Source organism: Tenacibaculum aquaeponti (assembly GCF_057221555.1).
On sequence record NZ_CM170147.1, the window covers coordinates 1,054,061 to 1,078,335 of the forward strand.

Annotated in this window: 16 protein-coding genes; 7 read left to right on the forward strand and 9 right to left on the reverse strand. The window is 29.8% G+C overall.

Annotation, left to right across the window (positions count from 1 at the left end; genetic code table 11):
* Positions 1-545: 545 nt before the first annotated feature.
* From AC2TEO_RS04700 to AC2TEO_RS04710, 3 genes are read left to right on the forward strand one after another with little or no spacing between them, the layout of a single operon-like run.
* A complete protein-coding gene (locus tag AC2TEO_RS04700) occupies positions 546-5,402 on the forward strand; it encodes a DNA repair ATPase (RefSeq protein ID WP_442267002.1) in 4,857 nt (1,618 codons plus the stop codon).
* 53 nt (positions 5,403-5,455) lie between these two features.
* Complete coding sequence (locus AC2TEO_RS04705; protein WP_442267003.1) at positions 5,456-6,604, forward strand: redoxin domain-containing protein; 1,149 nt, start codon at positions 5,456-5,458, stop codon at positions 6,602-6,604.
* A gap of 13 nt (positions 6,605-6,617) precedes the next feature.
* Positions 6,618-6,821, forward strand: coding sequence for a hypothetical protein (locus AC2TEO_RS04710; protein WP_442267004.1), 204 nt, complete (start codon positions 6,618-6,620; stop codon positions 6,819-6,821).
* A 202-nt stretch (positions 6,822-7,023) separates the two neighbouring features.
* Here the strand turns inward: AC2TEO_RS04710 and AC2TEO_RS04715 are convergent, their stop codons facing one another.
* From AC2TEO_RS04715 to AC2TEO_RS04750, 8 genes are all read right to left on the reverse strand, one after another.
* Positions 7,024-7,446, reverse strand: a complete 423-nt coding sequence (locus AC2TEO_RS04715; protein WP_442267005.1) for a secondary thiamine-phosphate synthase enzyme YjbQ — start codon at positions 7,444-7,446, stop codon at positions 7,024-7,026.
* 11 nt (positions 7,447-7,457) lie between these two features.
* A complete protein-coding gene (locus AC2TEO_RS04720) occupies positions 7,458-7,979 on the reverse strand; it encodes a hypothetical protein (RefSeq protein WP_442267006.1) in 522 nt (173 codons plus the stop codon).
* 185 nt (positions 7,980-8,164) lie between these two features.
* Positions 8,165-12,157: an InlB B-repeat-containing protein gene (locus AC2TEO_RS04725; RefSeq protein WP_442267007.1), complete on the reverse strand. Its 3,993-nt coding sequence runs from the start codon at positions 12,155-12,157 to the stop codon at positions 8,165-8,167.
* Positions 12,158-12,258: 101 nt separating this feature from the next.
* Complete coding sequence (locus AC2TEO_RS04730; protein ID WP_442267008.1) at positions 12,259-13,005, reverse strand: LytR/AlgR family response regulator transcription factor; 747 nt, start codon at positions 13,003-13,005, stop codon at positions 12,259-12,261.
* A complete protein-coding gene (locus AC2TEO_RS04735) occupies positions 12,992-14,209 on the reverse strand; it encodes a sensor histidine kinase (RefSeq protein WP_442267009.1) in 1,218 nt (405 codons plus the stop codon). Before AC2TEO_RS04735 ends, AC2TEO_RS04730 begins: the two co-directional genes overlap by 14 nt.
* 95 nt (positions 14,210-14,304) lie before the next feature.
* The gene (locus tag AC2TEO_RS04740; RefSeq protein WP_442267010.1) at positions 14,305-17,226 is read right to left on the reverse strand and encodes a sensor histidine kinase; all 2,922 of its coding nucleotides are present in this window, start codon (positions 17,224-17,226) and stop codon (positions 14,305-14,307) included.
* Between the two features lie 156 nt (positions 17,227-17,382).
* The gene (dnaK, locus tag AC2TEO_RS04745) at positions 17,383-19,290 is read right to left on the reverse strand and encodes a molecular chaperone DnaK (protein ID WP_442267011.1); all 1,908 of its coding nucleotides are present in this window, start codon (positions 19,288-19,290) and stop codon (positions 17,383-17,385) included.
* A 125-nt stretch (positions 19,291-19,415) separates the two neighbouring features.
* Complete coding sequence (locus AC2TEO_RS04750) at positions 19,416-20,021, reverse strand: NUDIX hydrolase (RefSeq protein WP_442267012.1); 606 nt, start codon at positions 20,019-20,021, stop codon at positions 19,416-19,418.
* 7 nt (positions 20,022-20,028) lie between these two features.
* Here AC2TEO_RS04750 and pyrE point away from each other — a divergent pair, with 7 nt between their 5' ends.
* Together pyrE and AC2TEO_RS04760 are read left to right on the forward strand one after the other, a co-directional pair.
* Positions 20,029-20,670, forward strand: a complete 642-nt coding sequence (gene pyrE / locus AC2TEO_RS04755) for an orotate phosphoribosyltransferase (RefSeq protein ID WP_442267013.1) — start codon at positions 20,029-20,031, stop codon at positions 20,668-20,670.
* Positions 20,671-20,703: 33 nt separating this feature from the next.
* Positions 20,704-21,093, forward strand: a complete 390-nt coding sequence (locus tag AC2TEO_RS04760; protein WP_442267014.1) for an SRPBCC family protein — start codon at positions 20,704-20,706, stop codon at positions 21,091-21,093.
* Here AC2TEO_RS04760 and AC2TEO_RS04765 read toward each other — a convergent pair whose 3' ends face one another.
* Positions 21,094-21,831 (reverse strand): biotin--[acetyl-CoA-carboxylase] ligase, encoded by a 738-nt coding sequence (locus AC2TEO_RS04765; protein WP_442267015.1) that lies wholly within the window; start codon positions 21,829-21,831, stop codon positions 21,094-21,096.
* Positions 21,832-21,918: 87 nt separating this feature from the next.
* On the opposite strand from AC2TEO_RS04765, the gene rsfS reads away from it, so the two are divergent.
* On the forward strand, positions 21,919-22,287 hold the full coding sequence (rsfS, locus tag AC2TEO_RS04770; protein ID WP_095070708.1) for a ribosome silencing factor: 369 nt from the start codon (positions 21,919-21,921) through the stop codon (positions 22,285-22,287).
* Positions 22,288-22,311: 24 nt separating this feature from the next.
* A complete protein-coding gene (ftsH, locus tag AC2TEO_RS04775; RefSeq protein WP_442267016.1) occupies positions 22,312-24,261 on the forward strand; it encodes an ATP-dependent zinc metalloprotease FtsH in 1,950 nt (649 codons plus the stop codon).
* Positions 24,262-24,275 lie beyond the last annotated feature (14 nt).

Genomic DNA, 24,275 nt, shown 5'->3' on the forward strand with positions numbered 1-24,275 from the left:
ACAATTCAACTAACGAAAACTTCTCGATAAAAAATTATACTCCTTTTCATTACGAATAATTTCACTCGAAGCGACAATAAAGTTCAAAACAAAAATGTTGATTCAAGTGATTCTTACGAAGTGATAACGAAGTAAAATCGTATCGAGAACAATTCAACTAACGAAAACTTCTCGAAACTAAATTATTCTTCTTTTTCACTCAAATAATTTCACTCGAAGTGACAATAAAGTTCAAAACAAAAATGTTGATTCAAGTGATTCTTACGAAGTGATAACGAAGTAAAATCGTATCGAGAACAATTCAACTAACGAAAACTTCTCGATAAAAAATTATACTCCTTTTCATTACGAATAATTTCACTCGAAGTGACAATAAAGTTCAAAACAAAAATGTTGATTCAGGTGATTTTTACGAAGTGATAACGAAGTAAAATCGTATCGAGATTAATTCAACTAACGAAAACTTCTCGAAACTAAATTATTCTTCTTTTTCACTCAAATAATTTCACTCGAAGTGACATCAAAGAATTGACACAAAAAAATACATGGAAAACCAAAACAATCAACAATTAGACGGAGGAACATATGAAATCATTCAAGGTAGATTGCAAAAACAAAAGCAAGAACTACAAGATCGATTACATAAGCTAAATGATGCAAGAAAACATGTTTTTGGTAATATAGAAACCAAATTAATTGCTAACGATAGAATAAACACTGAAAATAACTGTATCGCAAGAGATATTGTTTCTTTTGGAAACACTTCAATTTTTGGATATAACGTACATTTTGGTTTACGTACAGATATTAAACTTTCAGATGTATTTAGTATTTATGAGTTTAAAGAAAATCATTTTCATTTACAGTCTTTAGACATGATTCATGATGAAACTTTCATCAGTGATTTTACCAACTTATATAAATACTATAGAAATACCATTTTCTCAAAATTTGCCATCATTGGAAACTATTTACACATGGTTTTTCAATTAAGCGAAAACACAAAGGATATTAAAACCTTTAAATGGTTAATTAACGATAATCAACTTCAGTATATAGATAATCGTAGTGAACATGAATACAAATTTCCTACGCAACATGAATTCAAATGGCAAGAAGTAACTCGTGATATGCATCGCTATGGAACGCATTCTCACATTTCTGTTCTTGACAAAGTTTTTGTGGAAACCATTGGTGGTGATTTAACCATAAAAATTGAAGACAATACAGACGACGGAAAAGGAATTCTTTCTGAGCCTGTTGAACATATAGATCAAACCTTAGATGACGGTCAGTTTCGCTATGGTGATTTAGGAAACTTAATCACTTTAGAAATCAAACCTTTCCAGGAAGATCCTCGTTACTTCGTGTACAATCATAAACTACAAGAAGTACAACGTATCGAAAGTATTAAAGATACAGCTGTTCAATTACCAGACGGACATGGTATTATTTTCCCTAACGGATATTATTTACAAACTGGAGAGTATAAAATTTTCGAAAGTGATGTAAAAGAAGTAAAATTTCAAAAGAAAGTAAGTTCACCAAACGGTGAAGATTTCTTGTATGTTTTTTACGCAACAATTCGTGGATTATACGTCTTAATGTCTTACAATATTATTGAGCAAGAAGTTAAAACTCCAATTATTTGTAACGGATTTACCTTACTTGAAAACGGTGAATTATGTTATTTTAAAACTGAAAACGAGCAAACCAAACATCATGTAGTTCAAATTTGGCAAACTCCATATTTAAAAGGAGATTTTATGCCTTCGCAACATACAGATAGTTTACTGTTTAAAATTGGAAATAAAGATATTGTTCGTGCCATGGCAGAATGTCACGAATTAATCAATCTTTTAAACAAAGAAGATAATTATACTGGTTTATATAATGATATTGCTAAAATATCCAAAGATATTAACGATACATATTATTGGTTACCAGAAGCAGATACACACCAATTAAATGAACCTATTCTTCAAATTAATGAAGCAGCAAATGCCGCAATTGAAGAGTTTGAAAAAGTAGTTCAATTAAAAAAACAAGCTTCAAAAGAAACCACAGCAATCAACAAGAAATCAGATGAACTTTTTAGTAAAATAAAAAGTACTTCATTTAAATCTATTGATGATTTTGTTGGATTATTAAGCCAATTAAGAACCTTACGTGGCGAAGTAATCAGTTTACACGATGTTCGCTATATTCAAAAAGAACATTTAGAAGCTTTAGAAGAACAAGTTGCTGAGCAAAACACATTAATTTCTAAACGTTGTGTACAGTTTTTATTGAACGATAAAGCATTAGCTCCGTATCATAAACGTGTCGCAGAAAAAGAAACTTCGTTACCAGAAATTAAGAAAGTAGTTGAAGCGAAAGCTTTAGAAAAAGAAGTCAACCAAATTACTGCTGATTTAGAAATGCTGATTGATATTGTTTCTAATCTTGAAATAGAAGACACTTCGCAATCAACGAAAATTATAGACAATATCTCTTTAATTTTTGCAACGTTAAATCAATTAAAAGCAGGAATTAAAAACAGTATAAAAAGCCTAGGAAGTTCCGAAGCTAAAGCAGATTTTGTTGCACAGTTAAAATTAATTGATCAAAGTATTATCAATTATATTGACATGGCTACTACGCCTGAAAAGTGTGATGAATTTTTAACAAAAACTGCCATTCAGCTTGAAGAATTAGAAGGGAAATTTGCCGATTTTGAAGAGTTTATTACGCAAATTATAGAAAAACGTGAAGAAATTCATGCCGCTTTCGATACACGTAAAAACAACCTTATTGAAAAACGTAACAAGAAAGCAGTGGCATTACAAACTGCTTCTGAACGTATTTTAAAAGGAGTTGAGAAAAAAGCGCAAAGTTTCGATACTATTGAAGATATCAATGGATATTTTGCTGCGGATTTAATGATTAATAAAGTTAGAGATATTATTAATCAGTTACGTGAGTTAGACGACGCCGGAAAAGCGGAAGCTATCGAAACGAAATTAAAAGTTGCTAAAGAAGATGCGCTTCGTAAACTTAAAGATAAGCAAGAGTTATACGAAGATGGTGAAAATATTATTAAACTTGGTAAACATAAATTCGGAGTTAACAAACAAGTTTTAGATTTAACGATTGTATATAAAAACGAAGAATTATATTATCACTTAACAGGTACCGATTTTTACGATACTATTGAAAATGATATTTTATTACAATCTAAAAAATATTGGAATCAAGAATTAGTTTCTGAGAATAACGAAATATATCGTGCTGCTTATTTGGCGTACAAGATTTTCAAAAATATTCCAGAAACTGAATTAATCAATAAAACACAAGAAGAATTATTAACTGTTGTTCAACAAGAAAGTAGTAATTTATATTCTGAAGGTTATGTAAAAGGAGTTCATGATAGTGATGCGAGTCAGATTTTACACACATTAGTTCATAAACATCATGAATTAGGACTACTCACCTATTCTCCTAACACCAGAGCCTACGCACAATACTTTTGGAATTCTCTTTCGGAAGAAGCTCAAACTTTATTAAACACCAATATTAAAGCTTCTGGTGAAGTATTAAGTGTTTTTCCAAATAGTGATTCATTTGCTTTTATTATTGAAAATTTAAGTACTAAAATCACTGAATTCGCTCAGCAAAGTAAATTGTTTTCTGAATCAGAAAGTGAGCAGATTGCAAATTATCTTTTCGAGGAATTGAAACAAAATAATTCATTCCAAATTAGTACAGATGCGTTTGGTTTGAAAGATGAGTTTGTAAAAACATTAAAGAAACAAGATGCTTATCATAAATTCAGAAACGGAGTTGATAAATCAAATGAATATACTGATAAAATTCATTTAACAAAACAATGGGTAAGTTCGTTCTTGTCTTCAGCAGAAAATTCAAAGCAAAATTATATAGATGAAATTGTTGCTATTTTATTATTTGAACACGAATCAACTTCTGAAGTTAAAGCAGTTCATCCGATAGAAGAAATAAAAGATTTAAGAGGAGATCACAGTACAATTACTGAAGGAACTTTTGTCTTTAACTATCATGATTTCATTTCGAATTTAGCACAATTCACTACTGTAGAAGTTCCGAATTTCATTAGATATAAAGAAGCTAAGCAAGAAGTAACTGAACAACTAAAAGAGGATTTAAAACTAGAAGAATTTAAACCGAGAGTTTTATCATCTTTTGTAAGAAATAAATTAATTGATCAGGTATATTTCCCATTAATTGGAGACAATTTAGCGAAACAATTGGGAACAGTTGGTGACAATAAACGTACTGATAGAATGGGTATGTTATTATTAATTTCTCCTCCTGGTTATGGTAAAACTACCTTAATGGAATACATATCGAATCGTTTAGGTTTGGTATTTATGAAAATTAACGGTCCGGCTATTGGACATGAAGTGACTTCTGTTGATCCTATGTCCGCTAACAATTCTGCATCTAGAGAAGAATTAAAAAAGCTGAATTTAGCTTTTGAAATGGGTGATAACGTGATGTTATATTTAGATGATATTCAGCACTGTAATCCAGAGTTTTTACAGAAGTTTATTTCACTTTCCGATGGAACTCGTAAGATCGAAGGGGTTTTTAACGGGAAATCAAAAACGTATGATTTACGTGGAAAGAAATTTTGTGTAATTATGGCTGGTAACCCATATACAGAAAGTGGAGATCGTTTTCAGATTCCTGACATGTTAGCTAACCGTGCTGATATTTACAATTTAGGAGATATTATTGGAGACACAGCGCATTTATTCAAGTTGAGTTTAATAGAAAACTCATTAACATCGAATCCTGTTTTACACCAATTGAGTAGTAAATATTTCGAAGATGTGTATGCTTTAATTGATAAAGTGGAAAATAATACCGCTGATGTTGATTTAAAAGGAAATCATACCAAACAAGAAATTCAGGATTACACTTCTGTTTTAGAAAAAGTAATTACAGTTAGAGACACCGTTTTAAAGGTAAATCAGGCTTATATTCAATCGGCTGCCATGGAAGATCAATACCGAACAGAACCTTCTTTTAAATTACAAGGATCGTATCGTGATATGAATAAACTGGTGGCAAAAGTGGTTCCTATTATGAATGATAGCGAATTACAACGCTTGTTATTATCGCATTATGAAAGTGAATCACAGACCTTGACTTCTGCTGCAGAAGGAAACCTTTTAAAGTATAAAGAGTTAATCGATCAACTTTCTGATGAAGAGTTAACAAGATGGACGAGCATTAAAGAAATCTTTTTGAAAAATAATAAACTGAAAGGTTTTGGAGATAAAAATGAAATGGCTCAAATTTTAAGTCAGATGATGGCGTTCTCTGAGAATTTAGAAGGAATTAAAGAAGCTTTACAAAAAGGATTGGAGAAGAGTTAAAACATATACAAACCTCATTTATACAGTTATTAAATGAGGTTTTTAATTTAAAAATGATGAAAAAAATTATACTCTTATTGGTCTTATTATCAGGAATCTCATGTCAGAAAAAAGAAAAAGATCAATTTGAATTTAAAATAGAAGGAGAAGTAGAAAATGGTAACAATCTAGAGTTAACCTTATTAATCCCAAACGACTCAACTCAAAACCAGATTAATACAAAAATTAAAAATGGAAAATTTTCATTTACTGGAAGTTCTAGAGTAATTCAATATGGAGAAATTAGGTTTAAACATGATTTAGACGCTAATAAAACTAATTACTTATTTATCCCTGTATTTTTAGAACCCGGAAAAACAAAAATATCTTTTGATATAATTAAATCAACATCAGATATTTTTAAAGATATTGTTAAAATTAAGGCTTCACAAGGAAATAATACCATGCTTTATTACAATGAGTTTTTTAAAAAACCAACACTCACTGATCATTTCTCCTTTATCAACGATTATGAAAAGAAAAAAGATAGTATGCATAAAAATGTATATCCAATAGAAAAAAAGATTTTCTTTGAAAAATTTGACAATGTTTATCAGACTACAAAATCTATTGCATATTTGAAATTTCTTAGTTTGTATTTACAAGGAAACTTCCCTCCTTTTGATCCAGATTATTTTTCAAGAGAAGATGAATTAAAACTGAAGAAAATCTTAGAAAAAACAGATAGTAAATTACTAAATTCTAATGTTTACAAGGAATTTAATTTTATATTAAAATCTTTATTTGATAATACAAAAAGCTTAAAATATTCAAATTTTACTCTAGTTGACCTTCAGAATAAACAAGTAGAATTAAAAAAAATTATCAAAAAAAATAAGTATACTGTACTCAATTTTTGGTGGACTGGTTGCTCTCCTTGTAGAAAATTTAATCAAGAAGGGAATACAATTTATAATACACTTAAAGAAAACAAGATAGAAATAATCGGAGTAAATGTTGATTTAGATCCTAGTGCTTGGAAAAAAAGTAGTTCAATGGATAAAATTAACTGGATTAACTTGTATGCTGGACCAAATTCCCAAGTTCAAATTAATTATCAAGTAAATAGTTTCCCTTCTAAAATTATCTTTAATGATAAATTTCAAATCATCGATTTTAAATTTGAAAAAGCAGAAGAATTAATAAGCCTGATAACTGATTAGGCATATTCGTTTTTTGAATAAATATGGTAAAGAAAATAAAGCAGTTAAAGATTATGTAAATAACTTTAATATTGCTTCAGATTTTGGACCAACAATGATTAGTCAAGTGATTATGAATTATGAAGCTTTTCAAATTGAAGATATCAAATCTAAATTATTAATTGCTATTCATTACTTAACATTGAATGATCAACATTGGAGGGAGGAAAAGTACTAGAAACCTCATTATTAATTCATTCCGAATTTAACTCAATATTTCAGAATCTAACTCTAATAATAAACAACATATGTAAGATGAGAATCTGAAACAAGTTCAGATTGACGCTATTATATGTTTATTCACAACCGGTAACTAAAAAAATTATATTTTAACATAAAGAAGTTTTCAACTCTAATAGAACTGACATAGAGTTAAAATGTTAACTACCAAAAACTGTTAACACCAATTTTCTACGTCCACCATAATTTCGATGTTCACCCAAATAAATTCCTTGCCAAGTTCCTAAATTTAATTTTCCATTTGTAATTGGAATCTGTACTTGACAACCTAACATCGAGCTTTTTATATGTGCTGGCATATCATCAGCTCCTTCGTAATCGTGCTTGTAATATGGCATATTTTCAGGAATCATTTTATTGATATGCGTTTCGAAATCCATACGAACTGTTGAATCTGCATTTTCATTAATCGTTAAACTGGCAGAAGTATGTTTTATAAATACTTGCAACTGTCCTATTTTGATTTCTTTTAACTCAGGTATTTCATTAATTACGATATCTGTAATTAAATGATAACCTCTTTCAAAAGCAGGTAAACTAATTTCTTGTTGATAAAATTTCATTGAATTTCAAGTTAGGATAATTCTAATTTAATTTCTCGAAGTGATTTATTAGATGTTAATATTTGTTTTATGATTTTCTCTTGTAAAACCTCAACTTCTTCTTCATGATATTGCATCCATTTGGTATTTTTAAACACCTCTTCTACTTCCTTTTTCTTTTTAAAAACAACAGTTAAATTAAATAACTGATCTTTTCTTTCAGGTTTGTATACTTCTACTTTTTTAGTTTCAAAATCAATTTTTAATCCAAATAGTTTTGCTTCTGAAGTTAAGCTATAAAAATCAGTCCATTTTGCATATCCCACATAATAATTCTGATTCTGATATTTAGTAATACCATTTAATTTCCATCGACAATTTGCTACTCTTCCCCAGTGATTTGAATATCTATATACACCATTCTCAGTGTATACATAAGAACTTCCCGATTTACTCTTAAAATGAATATTTTCTTCTTGTAAAACACTTAATTCTTTGTATTCAAATTGACAATATGTGTGCTTAAAAAAATTAGTTTTATCGTACTTACGCATAAATTACTACATCAATTTAAACACAAACCTAAAACATTTATCAGTATAAATAAAAAAGCCTGAAAAGTTTTGATTTTACTTTCCAGGCTTGAGCAATTAGAATATTGAAAATATGATAAAAAACACCAAGGAGTACATTAATAACAATAGTATTTCTAGTTTATATTTTTCGATTTTATTCATCATTACCTTTTAATAATCCTTCTAGAAGCTACACGTCCCTCTGAATTTGTCACTTTAAGTATATAAATTCCGTTCACTAAACTAGATAGATTCATCTTTCTCTCTTTTGTTTCTAACACCTTTTTCCCCACTATACTATATAAAACAACTTTCTTTATATCGTAACCTGTTGTTACTTCAATATTTAAAATATCTGAAGTTGGTACTGGATAAATTTTTACTTCTTTATCGAATTCTTCATCAACAACACTAGCTGTAACTGCACTAAACATTGCAGTAATTGTTTTATCTGCATTCATTGTAATTGTTAATGGATTTGTAGTTCCTGTTGCATCACCACTCCATCCATCAAATTGATAACCTGCAGCTGGTGTAGCTATCAAAGTAACCGAAGTACCATCATCATACTTTCCTCCAGTTGGATTTGGATTTGTACTCACAGAGCCATTTGTAGCATTTATAGTTAATGTTCGTTGAATTTTACTGAACATTGCTGTAACTGTTTTATCAGCATCCATGACAATAGTTAACGGATTTGTTGTTCCCGTTGCATCACCACTCCAACCATCAAATTGATAACCTGTAGCTGGTGTAGCTGTTAATTCAACGGAAGTTCCATCATCGTAAGTCCCTCCTGTTGAATTTGGGTTTGTACTTACCGAACCATTTGTAGCATTGATAGTTAAGGTATGTTGAATTTTACTAAACATTGCCGTAACTGTTTTATCAGCATCCATGACAATAGTTAACGGATTTGTTGTCCCTGTAGCATCGCCACTCCATCCATCGAATTGATAACCTGCAGCTGGTGTAGCTGTTAATACAACGGAAGTTCCATCATCGTAAGTTCCTCCTGTTGAATTTGGATTTGTACTAACCGAACCATTTGTAGCATTTATAGTTAATGTACGTTGAATAGGACTAAACATTGCTGTAACTGTTTTATCAGCATCCATTACAACTGTTAATGGATTTGTTGTCCCTGTAGCATCGCCGCTCCATCCATCAAATTGATATCCTGAATCAGGTATAGCTGTCAATACAACTGAAGTTCCATCATCGTAAGCTCCGCCTGGTGGATTTGGATTTTTACTAACCCAACCATTTGTAGCATTAATAGTTAAGGTACGTTGAATTTTACTAAACATTGCTGTAACTGTTTTATCAGCATCCATGACAATAGTTAATGGATTTGTAGTTCCTGTCGCATCTCCACTCCATCCATCGAATTGATAACCTGCAGCTGGTGTAGCTGTTAATTCAACTGATGTTCCATCTACATAAAGTCCATCTGCCGAACTAGGACTTATAGTTACCGAACCATTGGTAGCAGTTACATTTAATGCCTTTTTTATCACTGGAGCAGCTGGTCCGAATTCATACGCTCCCATATCAACAGTAGTATTAAATATTCGTTGATTACCAAATAAATCAGTTGATATGCCAGAAGGTATTCTACTATTGTCACCAGTATCTTTTGCTGGCGAATTGGTTTGTATTGTAAAATCTCCATTAGCCGCATCAGTAAACAAAGGGTCACTATTACTCGTATTTGAAGCTAAAAATGAAATGTTAGAAAAATTATCCTCATCTATACTGTTCAAGGCTGCTAAATTATTAGTAAAATTAGTCCCTCCTCCTTTTCCAACAGCTAAAGCCACATTTCCATTATTGTTTTTATTTCCCCAGAAAATATTATTTGCTACAAAACTATTTCCATAACTACCTGTATTTCTACTTAGAGCAACTGTTGCAAAATCTGAATTTGCATCTGTTCCTTCATTAAGATTATTAACAAATGTATTATTTATAATGTTCGTAGAAATTATAGTTCCCGTATAATATGCTCTAACCCAAACCATTCCTCCTTTAGCTTTTCTAGAACCATCATCTGTCGTTCTGTTATTTTTAAATAATGAATTTGTTAATATAAAATAGGTTGCATTAGTTCCTTCTCTTGGAATAACATACATTGCTGTGCCTGAATTAGAACTTAAATTATTATCAAAAACACAAGCATCTACTGATATAACTACCGATCCTGATTTATCTGCTGATAAATTTAATCCTGCCGCCCAATAAGCAACATTATCCTTAACTGTTGTGTTTTTAATTGTGAAGTTACTTATATTAGGACTCAGAGATAACCCTGCTCCAAATCTACCATCTCCAGAAGTTGCATCTGCATAACCACCAGAAATTGTAATTCCATCAATGACTATATTGTTTCCAGCAACATTAATAACTCTTAAGCTATTATCACTTCTTGTAGTATTATTAAAAGTGACATTGGCATCATCATTTCTCAACAAATCTCCACTTAAGATTGTTTTATTACTTAAATAATCTCTTTGATTTAAGTTTGTTTCATTTCCAGCAAAACCACCATAGATTAATAATCCATCAACATTAAATTCAAATCTTGCGTTTCTATTATTTGATGAAGGCGTATATGTTCCTCTTGCTATCCAAACTTCTGTTTTACCATTTAAATTATTTGCTAATGCAGTTTCTAAACTTGTGTAAGCATTTGCCCATGACCCTCCTGTATTACTTCCTGTAGCAAATTGACTTACATACACACGTGTAGTTTGAGTATAAGTTATTTTTTGGTATTCAGAAGGGGCACTAAATCTGTTATCACAGTTTGTTCTTACATAGACATCATATTCTTGACCATTTACTAATCCTGTTAAAGATGTAGTTGTTCCAGAAATATTTTGAATTGTTGTTCCTGAACTTATAGGTTGTCCAGCATCAACATATGTCAACTCATACGAATCAACAAATTCTGCAACTGGATCCCATGTTATGTCAGCTGTTGTTGCTCCAGTTAATATTCCTCTAAGATTATTAGGCTTATTACAAGATTTTGCAACATAAACCACTTTAACATTATCCGACGTTGCTGTTAATGCACCTGTACAATTTGTTTTAATATAAATATCATAGCTAGTTCCTGGAACAAAATTATTAATCTGTACCGAAGTTCCTGAGATATTTTGAATAGTTGTACCACTACTAATTGACTGTCCAGTTTCTACATATGTTAACTCGTATGAATCTACTGAATTCGCTGGAGCCGTCCAACTTACATCTGCAGTAGTTTCATCTACAAAACTTACCTGAGGAGCTGTTGGTGCTTTACATACAGGAACAATGTTGGGATCAGTATACTTATAAACTCCACCTCCGTTTGCTACAGAAGCAGGTGATAAAACATATATATCTTGATCAATAATATCTAATGTTCTTCCGTAAGGGATTGTTCCTCCTACGTTTTGAACACTTCCTCCATTTACTGAAATTCTTCTAATTCCACCATTTAAACCTGCATCAATAAAATAAAGATATCCTTGTGCATGTCTTATTCCCCAAGGTTCTGATAAACCAGATTTGAATACTTGCGCACTAGGAGAACTAGCAGATAAATCAACTCTATAAATTCTTCCTTCTGAATATGACGTATAATATAAATTATCCCCAACAACCACAGCATCATAAACGCTATTCCAAGCAGTAGGTAAAGTTGCAACTACAGTTGTATTTGTTCCTCCTGTGTATCTTTTAATTTCTATATTAGAAAACGAACCTCTTTTTGATAAAAAATAAAGACCTCCGTTGTAAACAAACAATACATTTGCGGTAAGCCCATTAATTGCAGTGATAGATTTTGAACCACTTGGATATGCATAAGCAAATTTTTGTACTCCACCTCCTGGTATAATGAAAGCATTTCCTTCCCTATATAGCATTGTTCCTTGAAACGCTATACTATTAGCTGGTCTATTATCATAACCACTAGACACAACTTGTTCCGTTGGATTTGCTTGGGTAAGTGATACACTTTTTAGCTCTGAGCCAACCATTGTGTACGCATTATCATTTATTACAGCAATTCCCCTACCTGCTGGGAAACCACTATAAACTCTTGTTTGCGCCCTCAGTCCGACACAAAGTAGCATGACTACTATTAAAAGTATTTTTTTAAGCATAACTTTTATGATTATATAATTTATGACACAAAAAAACACTCCTGTTTTTAAAGGATTAGCTTTTTATTTCCGAATGAACATTTTTTATTTCCAAAGTTAATTTACGAAGTAAAAGAAGCTTCAAAAGATTCTTTATAACCTTTACTTACTGGTATTAATTTCTCTAGGCTTAACTTTAATTGTCGTTCTCTTTTTGAATAAATAATTACATGATCTGTATTTACAATCCAAGATCGATGAACTCTTGTAAAAGAAACTTCATTTTCAAATAAATTCTCGTAGTAATTCAATTTTTTTGATGCTATATATTCTTTATTTTGAATTGTATAAATTATAGAATACATTCGATCTGCTTGAATACAAATAATATCTTTTGTATCGATAATTGCATAATCGTTTTTATAGGGAATTGCTATTTTCTTTAACTTTTTTTTGTTTTCTTTTAATACTGAAATTCTAGTATCAGATTTTTTTTGTTTTATAAATTTTTCCGCTTTTTTTACAGCATTTTGTAACAAGCTTACCTCAACAGGTTTCAATAAATAATCTATTGCAGCTACTTGAAAAGCTTTTATCGCGTATTGATCGTAAGCTGTTATGAAAATAACTTGAAAATTAATTTCCTCGAACTCATTAAAGATTTGAAAACCATTTTTCTCTGGCATTTCTATATCTAAAAACACTAAATCTGGAATTTCTTTTTCTATTAGAATAACTGCATCATCAATATTTGAAGCTTCTCCAACTATTTCAACTTCTCTACAAAAATCCCCTAATAAATATCTTAAATTTTCTCTAGCGTTTAATTCGTCGTCTACCAATATTGCTTTTAATTTATTCATTTTCATTTATAAAAGATATTTTAATAATTACTTTTGTTCCTTCTTTTACTTTTTCATAGTTAAAACCAATATTCAATTTATAATAATCTTTTAACAACATTAATCTTTCCTCTATCAATTTAGTAGATAATGAAGTAGATTTTTCTCCATTTCTTTGCTTTATTCTTTCTGACTCTGAAACACCAACACCATTATCAATAATAGTACAATGTAGAACTTCTTTTAATTCAAACTTTAAAATTATTTTTTTTACTCCTTCTGTTTTATGTAACAACCCGTGTTTTATTGCATTTTCTACAAATGGCTGAATTATCATAGAAGGAATTTTAATATTATATAAGTTTTCTCCCCCATTTATGCTGTATTCAAAGTTTGTACGAAATCTGAGCTTCTCTAATTCTAAATATTTCTCTAATAAAAGTAATTCTTCATCAAAGAAAATAAAACTTTTCTCACTCATGTTTAAGTTTTCTCTTATTAAAGCAGCAAACTTGGTTAAATAATCGTAAGCTTTATGTTTATCTCCTTTCAATACTAAATTTTGAATTGAATTCATCGCGTTAAACATAAAATGTGGATTCATCTGTGCTTTTAACGATTTCAATTGTAAATGAGCAAATTCATTTTTCCTTTTTTCTTCTAATTCAACATAAGCTTTTTTTAGTTTCTCCTCGTTTGAATCATTTAAATTTTTAAAAAAATTCACTACTAGAAATAAAATCACAAATAAGAATATCTTTTCTTCCGGAACGAAGTTCTCTATATTTCTTTTTTTTGTCACATAATAAGGTATAAAAAACAAACCAACTGATATTAGTAAAGTTACATAATGCACCCATTTTTTATCAAAAAAGAACAAAGCTAAAATTGGAAGTGCTAAGTAATTATATTCTGTATTTTCATATTCAAATAAAATATGAGTTAAACCTACAACTGCTATAATATAAGAACACAAAAACAATACTTTAGCTGTTATATAATATCTTGTTTTTTGTAATGTATAAACGATAATAAACAATATTAAAAAAGCAGTATAAAAATATGCTATCTCAGATGTTAGTGTTTTTTCAAAAAATCGTTTAATTGAAAAAAACAAAATATCAAACCCCATCATTAAGCAGCAAAAATTTAGAATTGTAATTCTTTTTGCTTCTAATCCTTGTAGCGCTAAATCTTGATTGTAAATATATCTTTCTAGAAATCTTTTCATTTAACTCTACAAATACTAACATAAATATGAGAGTTAGAAAATTTACTTTCTTAACAATATAAAAAAGCTTCCGAACAGCTAGAATTTGAAATAAATTAAGATAAATATGGAATTTTAATAACAACCATAGTACCTTCTTTAACTTCTGGATACTCTACTCCAATATCAGTTTTGTAGTAATCTCTGAGGAATAGTAATCGTTCTTGAATTGATTTTGTTGAAAATGATTTTCTTTTCACTCCATTTGCTTTTTGAATTTCTTTTGATCTTTTTATACCAATTCCGTTATCATAAATTTTACTGACCAAAACGCCTTCACTAATGTAAAACTCTATTTTTATTCTTTTAACCCCTTCTTTTTTATGAAGTAAACCATGCTTTATTGCATTTTCTACATAAGGTTGAATAATCATAGTAGGTATTTTAACCTCTTCAACATCTTCACCAAGTATAATTTGATATATAAAATTATCTTTAAATCTAAGTTTTTCTAATTCTAAATATCGATTAATTAGAGACAACTCTTGTTCAAAAACAACAAAATTTTGTGTACTTAAATGTAGGTTTTCACGAATTAAAGATGAAAACTTTGTTAAATAGTTATACGCCTCTTGTTTATCATTCTTTAAAATTAAATTTTGTATTGAATTTAACGCATTGAATGTAAAATGTGGATTCATTTGAGAACGTAGTGTTTCTAATTTTGTAGAAACCAATTCTTTCTGTAATCGTGCTTTCTCTAAAGCTACTTCTTGCCTGGTATTAACTCTTTTAAGACGAATATTAAAACGATACCAAATAAACAAAACACCTAATAAAAAAACAGAAATTACAAACCACCATTCTTTATAAAACGGCAAAGCAATAGTAAATTTAATTACTCTTTCAAACTCCTGATTATCATCATTTAAATCTGTAGCTTTAAGAGTAAAAACATAATCTCCTGCAGCTAAACTATTAAATGTAATTTGATTAATGTTTTTATCTAATTTATTCCAATTTTCTTTATTTTTTGATGTTGAAAGTTTATAAGAATATTTAACGTTTTCTTGAGCTAAAAAACCATTACAATGAAAGTTAAATTGTAACTTATTTTCGTCATAACGTAATTTATAAACTTTCTTTTTAGCAACTTTTTCATTATTAATAAGTATATCTGTAAAGTAAAAATTTAATATACTTTTTCTTTTGAAAATTTTTTCTTTATCTAATACAAAAACCCCTTTATTTGAACTAAAAATCAATTCATCATTCAAAGTAATAATATCTGAAATATTATATGAATTAATTCCATCTTTTCTAGTTAAATTTTTTATTTCATTTGTTTTTGTATTTAACACCTGTATCCCTTTATTAGTAGAAATCCATAAATTATCTCCATCTCCTTTTATCTCTCTTGTTAAATCAGACAACAATCCATTACCTGTATTATAATTAATTATTACACTGTCTTTATCTAATCCATAAATTCCATTTTTGAAAGTAGATAACCATACAATACCATTTGCTGTTTCATCAATATCTACAGCAAACACATTTCTTTCGTTATGTAAAATTTCGCTTTCAGTAAAATTTTCATCATACATTCTTACTCCATCAACATAACCTACATACTTATTATTATATTTTTCACTATAAAAAGTAGTGTATGATCTTATATTACCTAGAGTTCTAACAGTTTGTTTTTCTCCTTTAAAATTTAATTCTATTGCTCCATTATATAAAGCAATTAACAATTTATTATTTTCTATAAGTGAAAAATCTTTAACTCCAGCAAATAGGTTATTAGTTATATCTTGACTTGTGAAGTTTTCTATATCTAAAAGAACTGTATGTGCTTTGTAACTTACAATTACCTTTTTATCATTAAACATTACTAATCCAAAAATCTTTTCTTTAAATGGTGAATTAATCTTACTTTTTTTATTATTTTTTATATCTATTAAAAGAAGCTCTCCATCATAAGATCCTATAAGAATTTTGTTTTCATCTATTTTAATTATAGCTGTAATATTTTTCTCTTCAGTTTCTAAATCGAACTCTCTAAGAAAAATATTTGGTACTATAAAAATTCCATTATTTAATGTAGTATACCAATAATTATCATTACGATCTTTTATAATTTTTGATACTTCTTGTCCTTTTAAAAAATGCTGTTTTATAGTAATTTTTCTATCTTTATATTCGCAAGAAAAAACTCCATTTTCGGTAGCTAACCATAACAAATTCTGATATTTGTAATAATTTATAATAGGTGTATATTTAATAATATCAGGTAAGTTTACATTTATAAAGCGATCATTTTCTACAACTAATACTCTATTATTTGTCTTATCAACTTTACCTCCTAACTTTTCTACTCCTAGAAAAAATTTTTCTTCTTTAAAAGACAAGTAATACCAAGACATATATGGAAATTCGGAGTATAATTCATTTTCATATTCTTTAACTATTGAAAAGTTTTCTGCATCTTTAGAATAAAATTTATTTTTCCCTAAATGGTAAAATAAACTATCATGATCAACATAAACAGACCTTACCAAGTCATCATATGCTTTAATTTTCATTTTCATAGGATTATTAATATTAACAAATATTATCCCCCTATAATTATATACAATTAACTTATTTTTATAGAAAATAAAATTAGTAAGTTTCCCTTTTGTTTCTTCTTTTAAATCTTTAAATAGTATTAATTTATCTTTATTTACATAAAAAAATTGCCCAGATACATTATTACACCATACCTTCCCTTGAGAATCTAACTTTAGTCCAAATACCGATAACCCTCTTTTATCTGGGTGTGAATAATTTTTAAATTCTTTACCGTCATATCGAAACAAACCTTTATCAGCAGCTAACCATATAAAACCTTCTCTGTCTTCTACAACATCATAAAACTCTACATCTGGTAAACCACTCTTCTCTGTAAGCTGAGTAAATACTGGATATTGAGCAATAACAACAACAGAAAAAAGTAAGAGCAACAGATTTAATATCTTTTTTGAAGTATGCATTACATCATTTTGTGTTGACACAAAATAAATAAACTGAATTCAATAAAAAAATATTCTCCCTTATTCACTTCCAAATTGAATCAAAAAATTTCCATAACAAAAAAGCCAGATTTACTTTTGTAAACCTGGCTTTTAAATTTATTAAGGTATTGTGAATTACTTCACCTCTTCAAAATCTACATCTTCTACATTATCATTGCTGTCTGCTTGTGCATTTGCTCCAGCATCAGCTTGAGGTCCGCCTGCAGCCCCACCAGCTTGTTGCTGTGCAGCATACATTTCTTCAGATGCAACTTTCCATGCTTCATTAATTTTCTCCATAGCAGCATCAATTTGTGCTAAATCTTTACTCTCATGAGCTTTCTTCAACTCTTCTAAAGCTGACTCAATTGGAGCTTTTTTATCTGCTGATAACTTATCACCAAACTCTTTTAATTGCTTTTCTGTTTGGAAAATCATAGAGTCTGCTCCGTTAATTTTATCTGCAGTTTCTTTAGCTTTAGCATCTGCTTCTGCATTTGCTTCAGCATCAGCTTTCATTTTTTGGATTTCTTCATCAGTTAATCCAGAAGAAGCTTCAATACGAATATCTTGCTTTTTTCCAGTAGCTTTATCAGCAGCAGAAACATTAATAATTCCATTCGCATCAATATCAAATGTTACTTCGATTTGAGGAACTCCTCTTGGTGCTGGAGGAATATCAGCTAATTGGAAACGTCCAATTGTTTTATTATCAGCTGCCATTGCTCTCTCTCCTTGTAATACATGAATATCTACAGAAGGTTGATTATCTACAGCTGTAGAAAATACTTGTGATTTCTTAGTTGGAATAGTTGTATTCGCTTCAATTAACTTCGTGAATACATTACCCATTGTTTCAATTCCTAATGATAAAGGTGTAACGTCTAATAATAATACATCTTTTACATCTCCTGTTAAAACTCCTCCTTGAATTGCAGCTCCTAAAGAAACTACCTCATCTGGATTTACTCCCTTACTTGGAGCTTTTCCGAAGAATTTCTCAACAGCTTCTTGAATAGCAGGAATACGAGTAGAACCTCCTACTAAGATTACTTCATCAATATCAGAAGTACTTAAATCTGCATTTCTTAAAGCAGTTTGACATGGCTCTATAGTTCTCTTTACTAAATCGTCGATTAACTGCTCAAATTTTGCTCTACTTAATGTACGAACTAAGTGTTTAGGTCCACTTGCAGTAGCTGTGATATATGGTAAGTTGATCTCTGTAGATGTAGTACTAGATAATTCTATTTTTGCCTTTTCAGAAGCTTCTTTTAAACGCTGCAAAGCCATAGGATCCTTTCGTAAATCCATATTCTCTTCAGCTTTAAATTCCTCTGCTAACCAGTTAATGATTTTTTCATCAACATCATCACCTCCTAAGTGAGTATCACCATCAGTAGCTAACACTTCAAATACTCCATCTCCTAATTCTAAAATAGAAACATCATGTGTACCTCCACCAAAGTCAAAAACGACAATTTTTTTATCAGAGTCAGCTTTATCTAAACCATAAGCTAAAGCAGCAGCCGTAGGTTCGTTAATAATACGACGAACTTTTAATCCAGCAATTTCTCCTGCTTCTTTTGTTGCTTGACGCTGAGCATCGTTAAAGTAAGCTGGAACAGTAATTACAGCTTCGGCAACATCTTGACCTAAGTAATCTTCAGCTGTTTTCTTCATCTTTTGTAACACCATCGCCGAAATTTCTTGTGGTGTATATAAACGATCGTCAATTTTTACACGAGGTGTATCATTATCTCCTTTTACAACTTCGTAAGGCACTCTTTCTGCTTCTTGTAAACTTTCAGAATATTTATTTCCCATAAAACGTTTAATAGAATAAACCGTTTTAGTTGGGTTAGTTACTGCCTGACGTTTTGCTGGGTCACCAACCTTACGCTCTCCTCCTTCTACGAAAGCAACAACTGAAGGTGTAGTCCTTTTTCCTTCTGAATTAGGAATTACTACTGGCTCATTTCCTTCCATTACAGAAACGCATGAGTTGGTAGTACCTAAATCTATTCCTATAATTTTACTCATAACTTTATAATCGATTTTATTTTTAATCTAAATTTTACGAGTAGAAATAGTCAAAGGTTATGCCATTAGAAAAAATCTATTGTTTTGACAGTAATTAGCAAATTCAAATGACAGTATGACAGTATTTAGTTTTGAAGTTTGTAGTGTTTGTCTAGAACACTTCTAACATTGGCATATGTATTCTGCAAAGCCGCTTTTACTTGAGTAGAGTTTTTAAATTTAACTTTTTTGATTCCTTCTTCAAATAAAGGTGTTAGTTTACCTGAATAATTAGAATACATTAAATACCAATAAATTTTCTTTAACCTTAGTTTTCTTTCGTGATAATAAAAATGATAAGTGTTTAATAAAAATTTTTTAATCTCTACATCACTTATTCCACATTCTTCTTCTACTTCTCTTATAGCTGTTTCTTTTACATCTTCATTTCCATGAACTCGTCCTTTAGGTAAATCCCATTTTCTTGCCCGATAAATAAATAACAATTCATTATTATCGTTATATACGAGCCCCCCTCCTGCATTAATCATATTATAACTATCACAGAATTGTTCCCAATCTCTTTCTAAATTTTCAGAGTATAGGTATATTCCTTTTAACTTACCTGTTTTTACCTGTTTTATAATATTACTTATAACAATATCTTTGATTTTTAATAAAGAATAATTTTCTTCATTTTTTAGAGAAGAAGTAAATATTATAGGCCGATCATTCACAAAAACTTTATACATTTGCGCTATGATTTTAAACAAAGATACTGCAAAAAAAACTGCTGAACTTCTTTTGCAAATAAAAGCTATTAAACTAAGTCCAAACGAGCCTTTTACATGGGCTTCTGGTTGGAAATCTCCTATTTATTGTGATAATAGAGTAACGCTTTCTTTTCCATCTGTTAGAAATTTTTTAAAAGAAAAAATAGCCAAACTAGTTGAAGAAAAGTACGGTAAACCAGATGTAATTGCAGGTGTGGCAACTGGAGCAATTGCTATTGGAGTATTAGTTGCTCAAGAATTAGGTGTTCCTTTTGTTTATGTTAGACCAGAACCGAAAAAACACGGTCGTAAAAATCAAATTGAAGGTTTTTTAGAAAGCGGACAAAATGTTGTTGTTGTAGAAGATTTAATAAGCACAGGAAAAAGTAGTTTAAATGCAATAAAAGCTTTAAAAGAAGCTAATGCTACTGTTAAAGGTATGGTTGCTATATTTTCTTATGGATTTTCTATTGCTGAAGAGACCTTTAATAAACATAATTTAGATTTCTGTACACTTAGTAATTATGAAAGCTTATTAGAACAAGCTTTGGATAGCAACTACATTACTCAACAAGAATTACAAACCCTAGAAAATTGGAGATTAAATCCAAGTGAATGGGAACAATAATTATATATTGATCATTTAAATCTACCATAAAAAATGAATATTGAAGGAAATAACGTTAATGTAAATAAATCACAAAAAGATTTATACGAATTTTTAATTCAGTTAGAAAACTTTAAAGTTTTAATGCCAGAGAATACTGAAAAGTTTGAAGTAGACGGTGAATCTTTTATTTTTGGTTTAAAAGGAATGCCTGAGATTAGATTAGTAATGAAAGAAAAAACTGAATATTCAAATGTTACTTTAGGTGCTGCTAGTAGTAAATTACCTTTTACATTATCTGCCGACATACAAGAAGTATCTGATAATGAAAGTAACGTTCAGTTAAAATTTGAAAGTAGTTTTAACCCTATGATGGCTATGATGGTTAAAAAACCTTTAACCAACTTCATTAATACACTTACAGAAAATTTAGAAAAACTATAATTATTGTATTATTGAAACCTCTTTAAGATGGAAAGATCTTATAGTTTCATCTACAAGTTCAATTAAAAGTTTTCCATTAGAGGTATCAACTTCTAATATTTTACCCATAAAAACAACATCTTTATCATCTTTAAACATGCTAGGGATGTTTTTTTTATGTAAAACATTATGATACTCTTTCTTTAAAATACCGTACTGCTTCGTTATTAGTAAATGAATTTTATCTTCAATTTTTCTTACAACCCTATTTAAAACTTCATCTACTTTAATTGATTTTCCGATAATATTTTTTATTGAAGTAGCATTAGGGATTTCTTTAGGGTAATTTTCTTGATTGACATTTATACCAATCCCTACAATTGAAGCATCTATCATATTTCCTTTCAGAATATTTTCAATCAAAATACCGCAAACCTTCTTCTTCCCTGACAGAATGTCGTTTGGCCATTTAATATCTAAATTTGGCAGTTTAAAACTAGATAAAGCTTCATGTATTGCTATTGCAATAGCAAAATTAAGATATACTTGTTTATGAATTGGGAAGTCTGAAAATGTAATATACACACTACATAATAGATTTTTATATGGCTCAGAAATCCATTTGGTATTCATTTGCCCCCTACCTAAAGTTTGTTTATCTGTTATAACAACTGTATAGTTTGAAAGATTTGAATTTACTGACAATTCTTTCAAAAAAGAGTTGGTAGATTCAGTGGCATCAAGTTTGATTATATTCATACACAATTAATAATAGTGAACTCGTTTCAATAATACGTAAATTAGTCACAAAAAAGTAATAACTTTGCTAAAAATTAAAAATATTTAATGACAAAAACTCAAGCAAGTACAGACGATTTAATCGCTACAATAATCAAAGGGATAGACGATGTAAAAGGAGAAGATATACAGTTACTAGACTTAAGAGATATCGAGAATACAGTATGTGATTATTTTGTAATTTGCACAGGAAATTCTAATACTCAAGTAAATGCTATATCAGGTTCGGTACAAAAAGTAGTTAGTAAAGAACTCAAAGACAAACCTTTTAATGTTGAAGGTCAAGGAAACTCAGAATGGGTTTTAATGGATTATGTTAATGTTGTTGTTCATATTTTCCAGAAACACGTTAGAGATTATTACGACATAGAAAGTCTTTGGGGGGATGCTAAAATTACCGAGATTAACCCCGCATAATTCTATAATTTTTCACCTACACTTATGAGCGAAAAGAAAAAAAACACTTCAAACTTTAATCTGGGCTCGAACTGGATTTATATAATATTAATTTTATTCTTAGTAGGAATGACTCTTTTTGGTAGATCTAGTGGGTTTACCGAAGGAAAAGATTTATCTTCTATTGCTTTTAATGAAATATTAAATGACAATGATATTGATAAAGTTCTTATTTTAAACAATTCTAGAGCTGAAATTTATATCAAAGAAGAAGCTATAAAAACTAAAGAAAAATACAGTAAAATTGTAAAAAATCCATTTTACAGAAAAGGTAGTCCGCTTTACGAATATAACTTTGGTGATCTTCAAAATTTCGAAAATAAAATAGAACGAGCTAAAGAAAAAAATAATTTATCTTTAGATTATCAGTACAAAGAAAGAACAAGTATATTAGATACAATTCTTGGTTTTTTACCTTTCATTTTATTAATTGCTATCTGGTTATTCTTTATGAGAAGAATGTCTGGTGGTGGTAGTGGCGCTGGTGGAGGCGGACAGATTTTCAATATTGGAAAATCTAGAGCTAAATTATTTGATGAAAATACTAAAGTAAAAACTACATTTAAAAATGTTGCTGGTTTAGAAGGTGCTAAAGAAGAAGTACAAGAAATTGTAGATTTCTTAAAGAACCCTGATAAATACACTAAATTAGGAGGAAAAATCCCAAAAGGAGCTTTATTAGTAGGACCTCCAGGAACAGGTAAAACTTTATTAGCAAAAGCAGTAGCTGGTGAGGCTGGAGTACCTTTCTTCTCACTATCTGGATCAGATTTTGTTGAAATGTTTGTTGGTGTTGGTGCTTCACGTGTACGTGACTTATTTAAACAAGCTACTCAAAAATCTCCTTCTATAATTTTTATTGATGAGATTGACGCTATCGGGCGTGCTCGTGGAAAAAACAGCATGACAGGTAGTAACGATGAACGTGAAAACACATTAAACCAGTTATTAACCGAAATGGATGGTTTTGGAACTGACACTAATGTTATTGTATTAGCTGCTACAAACCGTGCCGAAATTCTTGATAAAGCTTTAATGCGTGCTGGTCGTTTCGATCGTCAGATATATGTTGATTTACCAGATCTTCACGAACGTAAAGAAATTTTTGATGTTCATATAAAGCCTTTAAAACTTGCTGATGATGTAAAATTAGATTTCTTGGCACAACAAACTCCTGGTTTTTCAGGTGCAGATATCGCTAACTTATGTAATGAAGCCGCTTTAATTGCTGCCAGAAATAATAAATCTGCAATTCATCATCAAGATTTCATGGATGCAGTAGATAGAATCGTTGGTGGTTTAGAAAAGAAAAACAAAGTAATAACTCCTAAAGAAAAGAAAGTTATTGCTTACCATGAGGCGGGGCATGCAACTGTAAGCTGGATGTTGAAATATGCTGCTCCATTAGTTAAGGTTACAATCGTTCCTAGAGGACAATCTTTAGGGGCTGCATGGTACTTACCTGAAGAACGTAAAATTGTACAAACAGAGCAAATGCTTGATGAAATGTGTGCTACAATGGGTGGTAGAGCTGCTGAAAAGTTAATTTTTGATAAAATATCTACTGGGGCTTTAAGTGATTTAGAAAAAGTTACAAAACAAGCACGTGCTATGGTAACTGTTTACGGTTTAAATGATGAAGTCGGAAATGTAACTTATTATGATTCTTCAGGAAATGATTCGTTTGTAAAACCATATAGTGAAGAAACTGCTAAAACTATTGATAAAGAGATTTCTAAAATTATTGAAGGACAATATCAAAGAGCAATAGAAATCTTAGATCAGCATAAAGACAAATTAGATATTTTAGCACAAAAACTTCTAGAGAAAGAAGTGATTTTTAAAGATGATTTATTAGAAATTTTCGGTAAGAGACCTTTTGAAAAAGATGAAAAAATATCTGATGAATTAAGCTCTTCTGAAGACATAGTATAACTAATAACTTTTAA

Excerpts from the sequence above, each read along its gene's own strand:
- AC2TEO_RS04700 (WP_442267002.1), top strand. The coding sequence starts at position 546 with ATGGAAAACCAAAACAATCAACAATTAGACGGAGGAACATATGAAATC.
- AC2TEO_RS04705 (WP_442267003.1), top strand. The coding sequence starts at position 5,456 with ATGATGAAAAAAATTATACTCTTATTGGTCTTATTATCAGGAATCTCA.
- AC2TEO_RS04715 (WP_442267005.1), bottom strand. The coding sequence starts at position 7,446 with ATGAAATTTTATCAACAAGAAATTAGTTTACCTGCTTTTGAAAGAGGT.
- AC2TEO_RS04720 (WP_442267006.1), bottom strand. The coding sequence starts at position 7,979 with ATGCGTAAGTACGATAAAACTAATTTTTTTAAGCACACATATTGTCAA.
- AC2TEO_RS04725 (WP_442267007.1), bottom strand. The coding sequence starts at position 12,157 with ATGCTTAAAAAAATACTTTTAATAGTAGTCATGCTACTTTGTGTCGGA.
- AC2TEO_RS04730 (WP_442267008.1), bottom strand. The coding sequence starts at position 13,005 with ATGAAAATGAATAAATTAAAAGCAATATTGGTAGACGACGAATTAAAC.
- AC2TEO_RS04735 (WP_442267009.1), bottom strand. The coding sequence starts at position 14,209 with ATGAAAAGATTTCTAGAAAGATATATTTACAATCAAGATTTAGCGCTA.
- AC2TEO_RS04740 (WP_442267010.1), bottom strand. The coding sequence starts at position 17,226 with ATGCATACTTCAAAAAAGATATTAAATCTGTTGCTCTTACTTTTTTCT.
- dnaK (WP_442267011.1), bottom strand. The coding sequence starts at position 19,290 with ATGAGTAAAATTATAGGAATAGATTTAGGTACTACCAACTCATGCGTT.
- AC2TEO_RS04750 (WP_442267012.1), bottom strand. The coding sequence starts at position 20,021 with ATGTATAAAGTTTTTGTGAATGATCGGCCTATAATATTTACTTCTTCT.
- pyrE (WP_442267013.1), top strand. The coding sequence starts at position 20,029 with ATGATTTTAAACAAAGATACTGCAAAAAAAACTGCTGAACTTCTTTTG.
- AC2TEO_RS04760 (WP_442267014.1), top strand. The coding sequence starts at position 20,704 with ATGAATATTGAAGGAAATAACGTTAATGTAAATAAATCACAAAAAGAT.
- AC2TEO_RS04765 (WP_442267015.1), bottom strand. The coding sequence starts at position 21,831 with ATGAATATAATCAAACTTGATGCCACTGAATCTACCAACTCTTTTTTG.
- rsfS (WP_095070708.1), top strand. The coding sequence starts at position 21,919 with ATGACAAAAACTCAAGCAAGTACAGACGATTTAATCGCTACAATAATC.
- ftsH (WP_442267016.1), top strand. The coding sequence starts at position 22,312 with ATGAGCGAAAAGAAAAAAAACACTTCAAACTTTAATCTGGGCTCGAAC.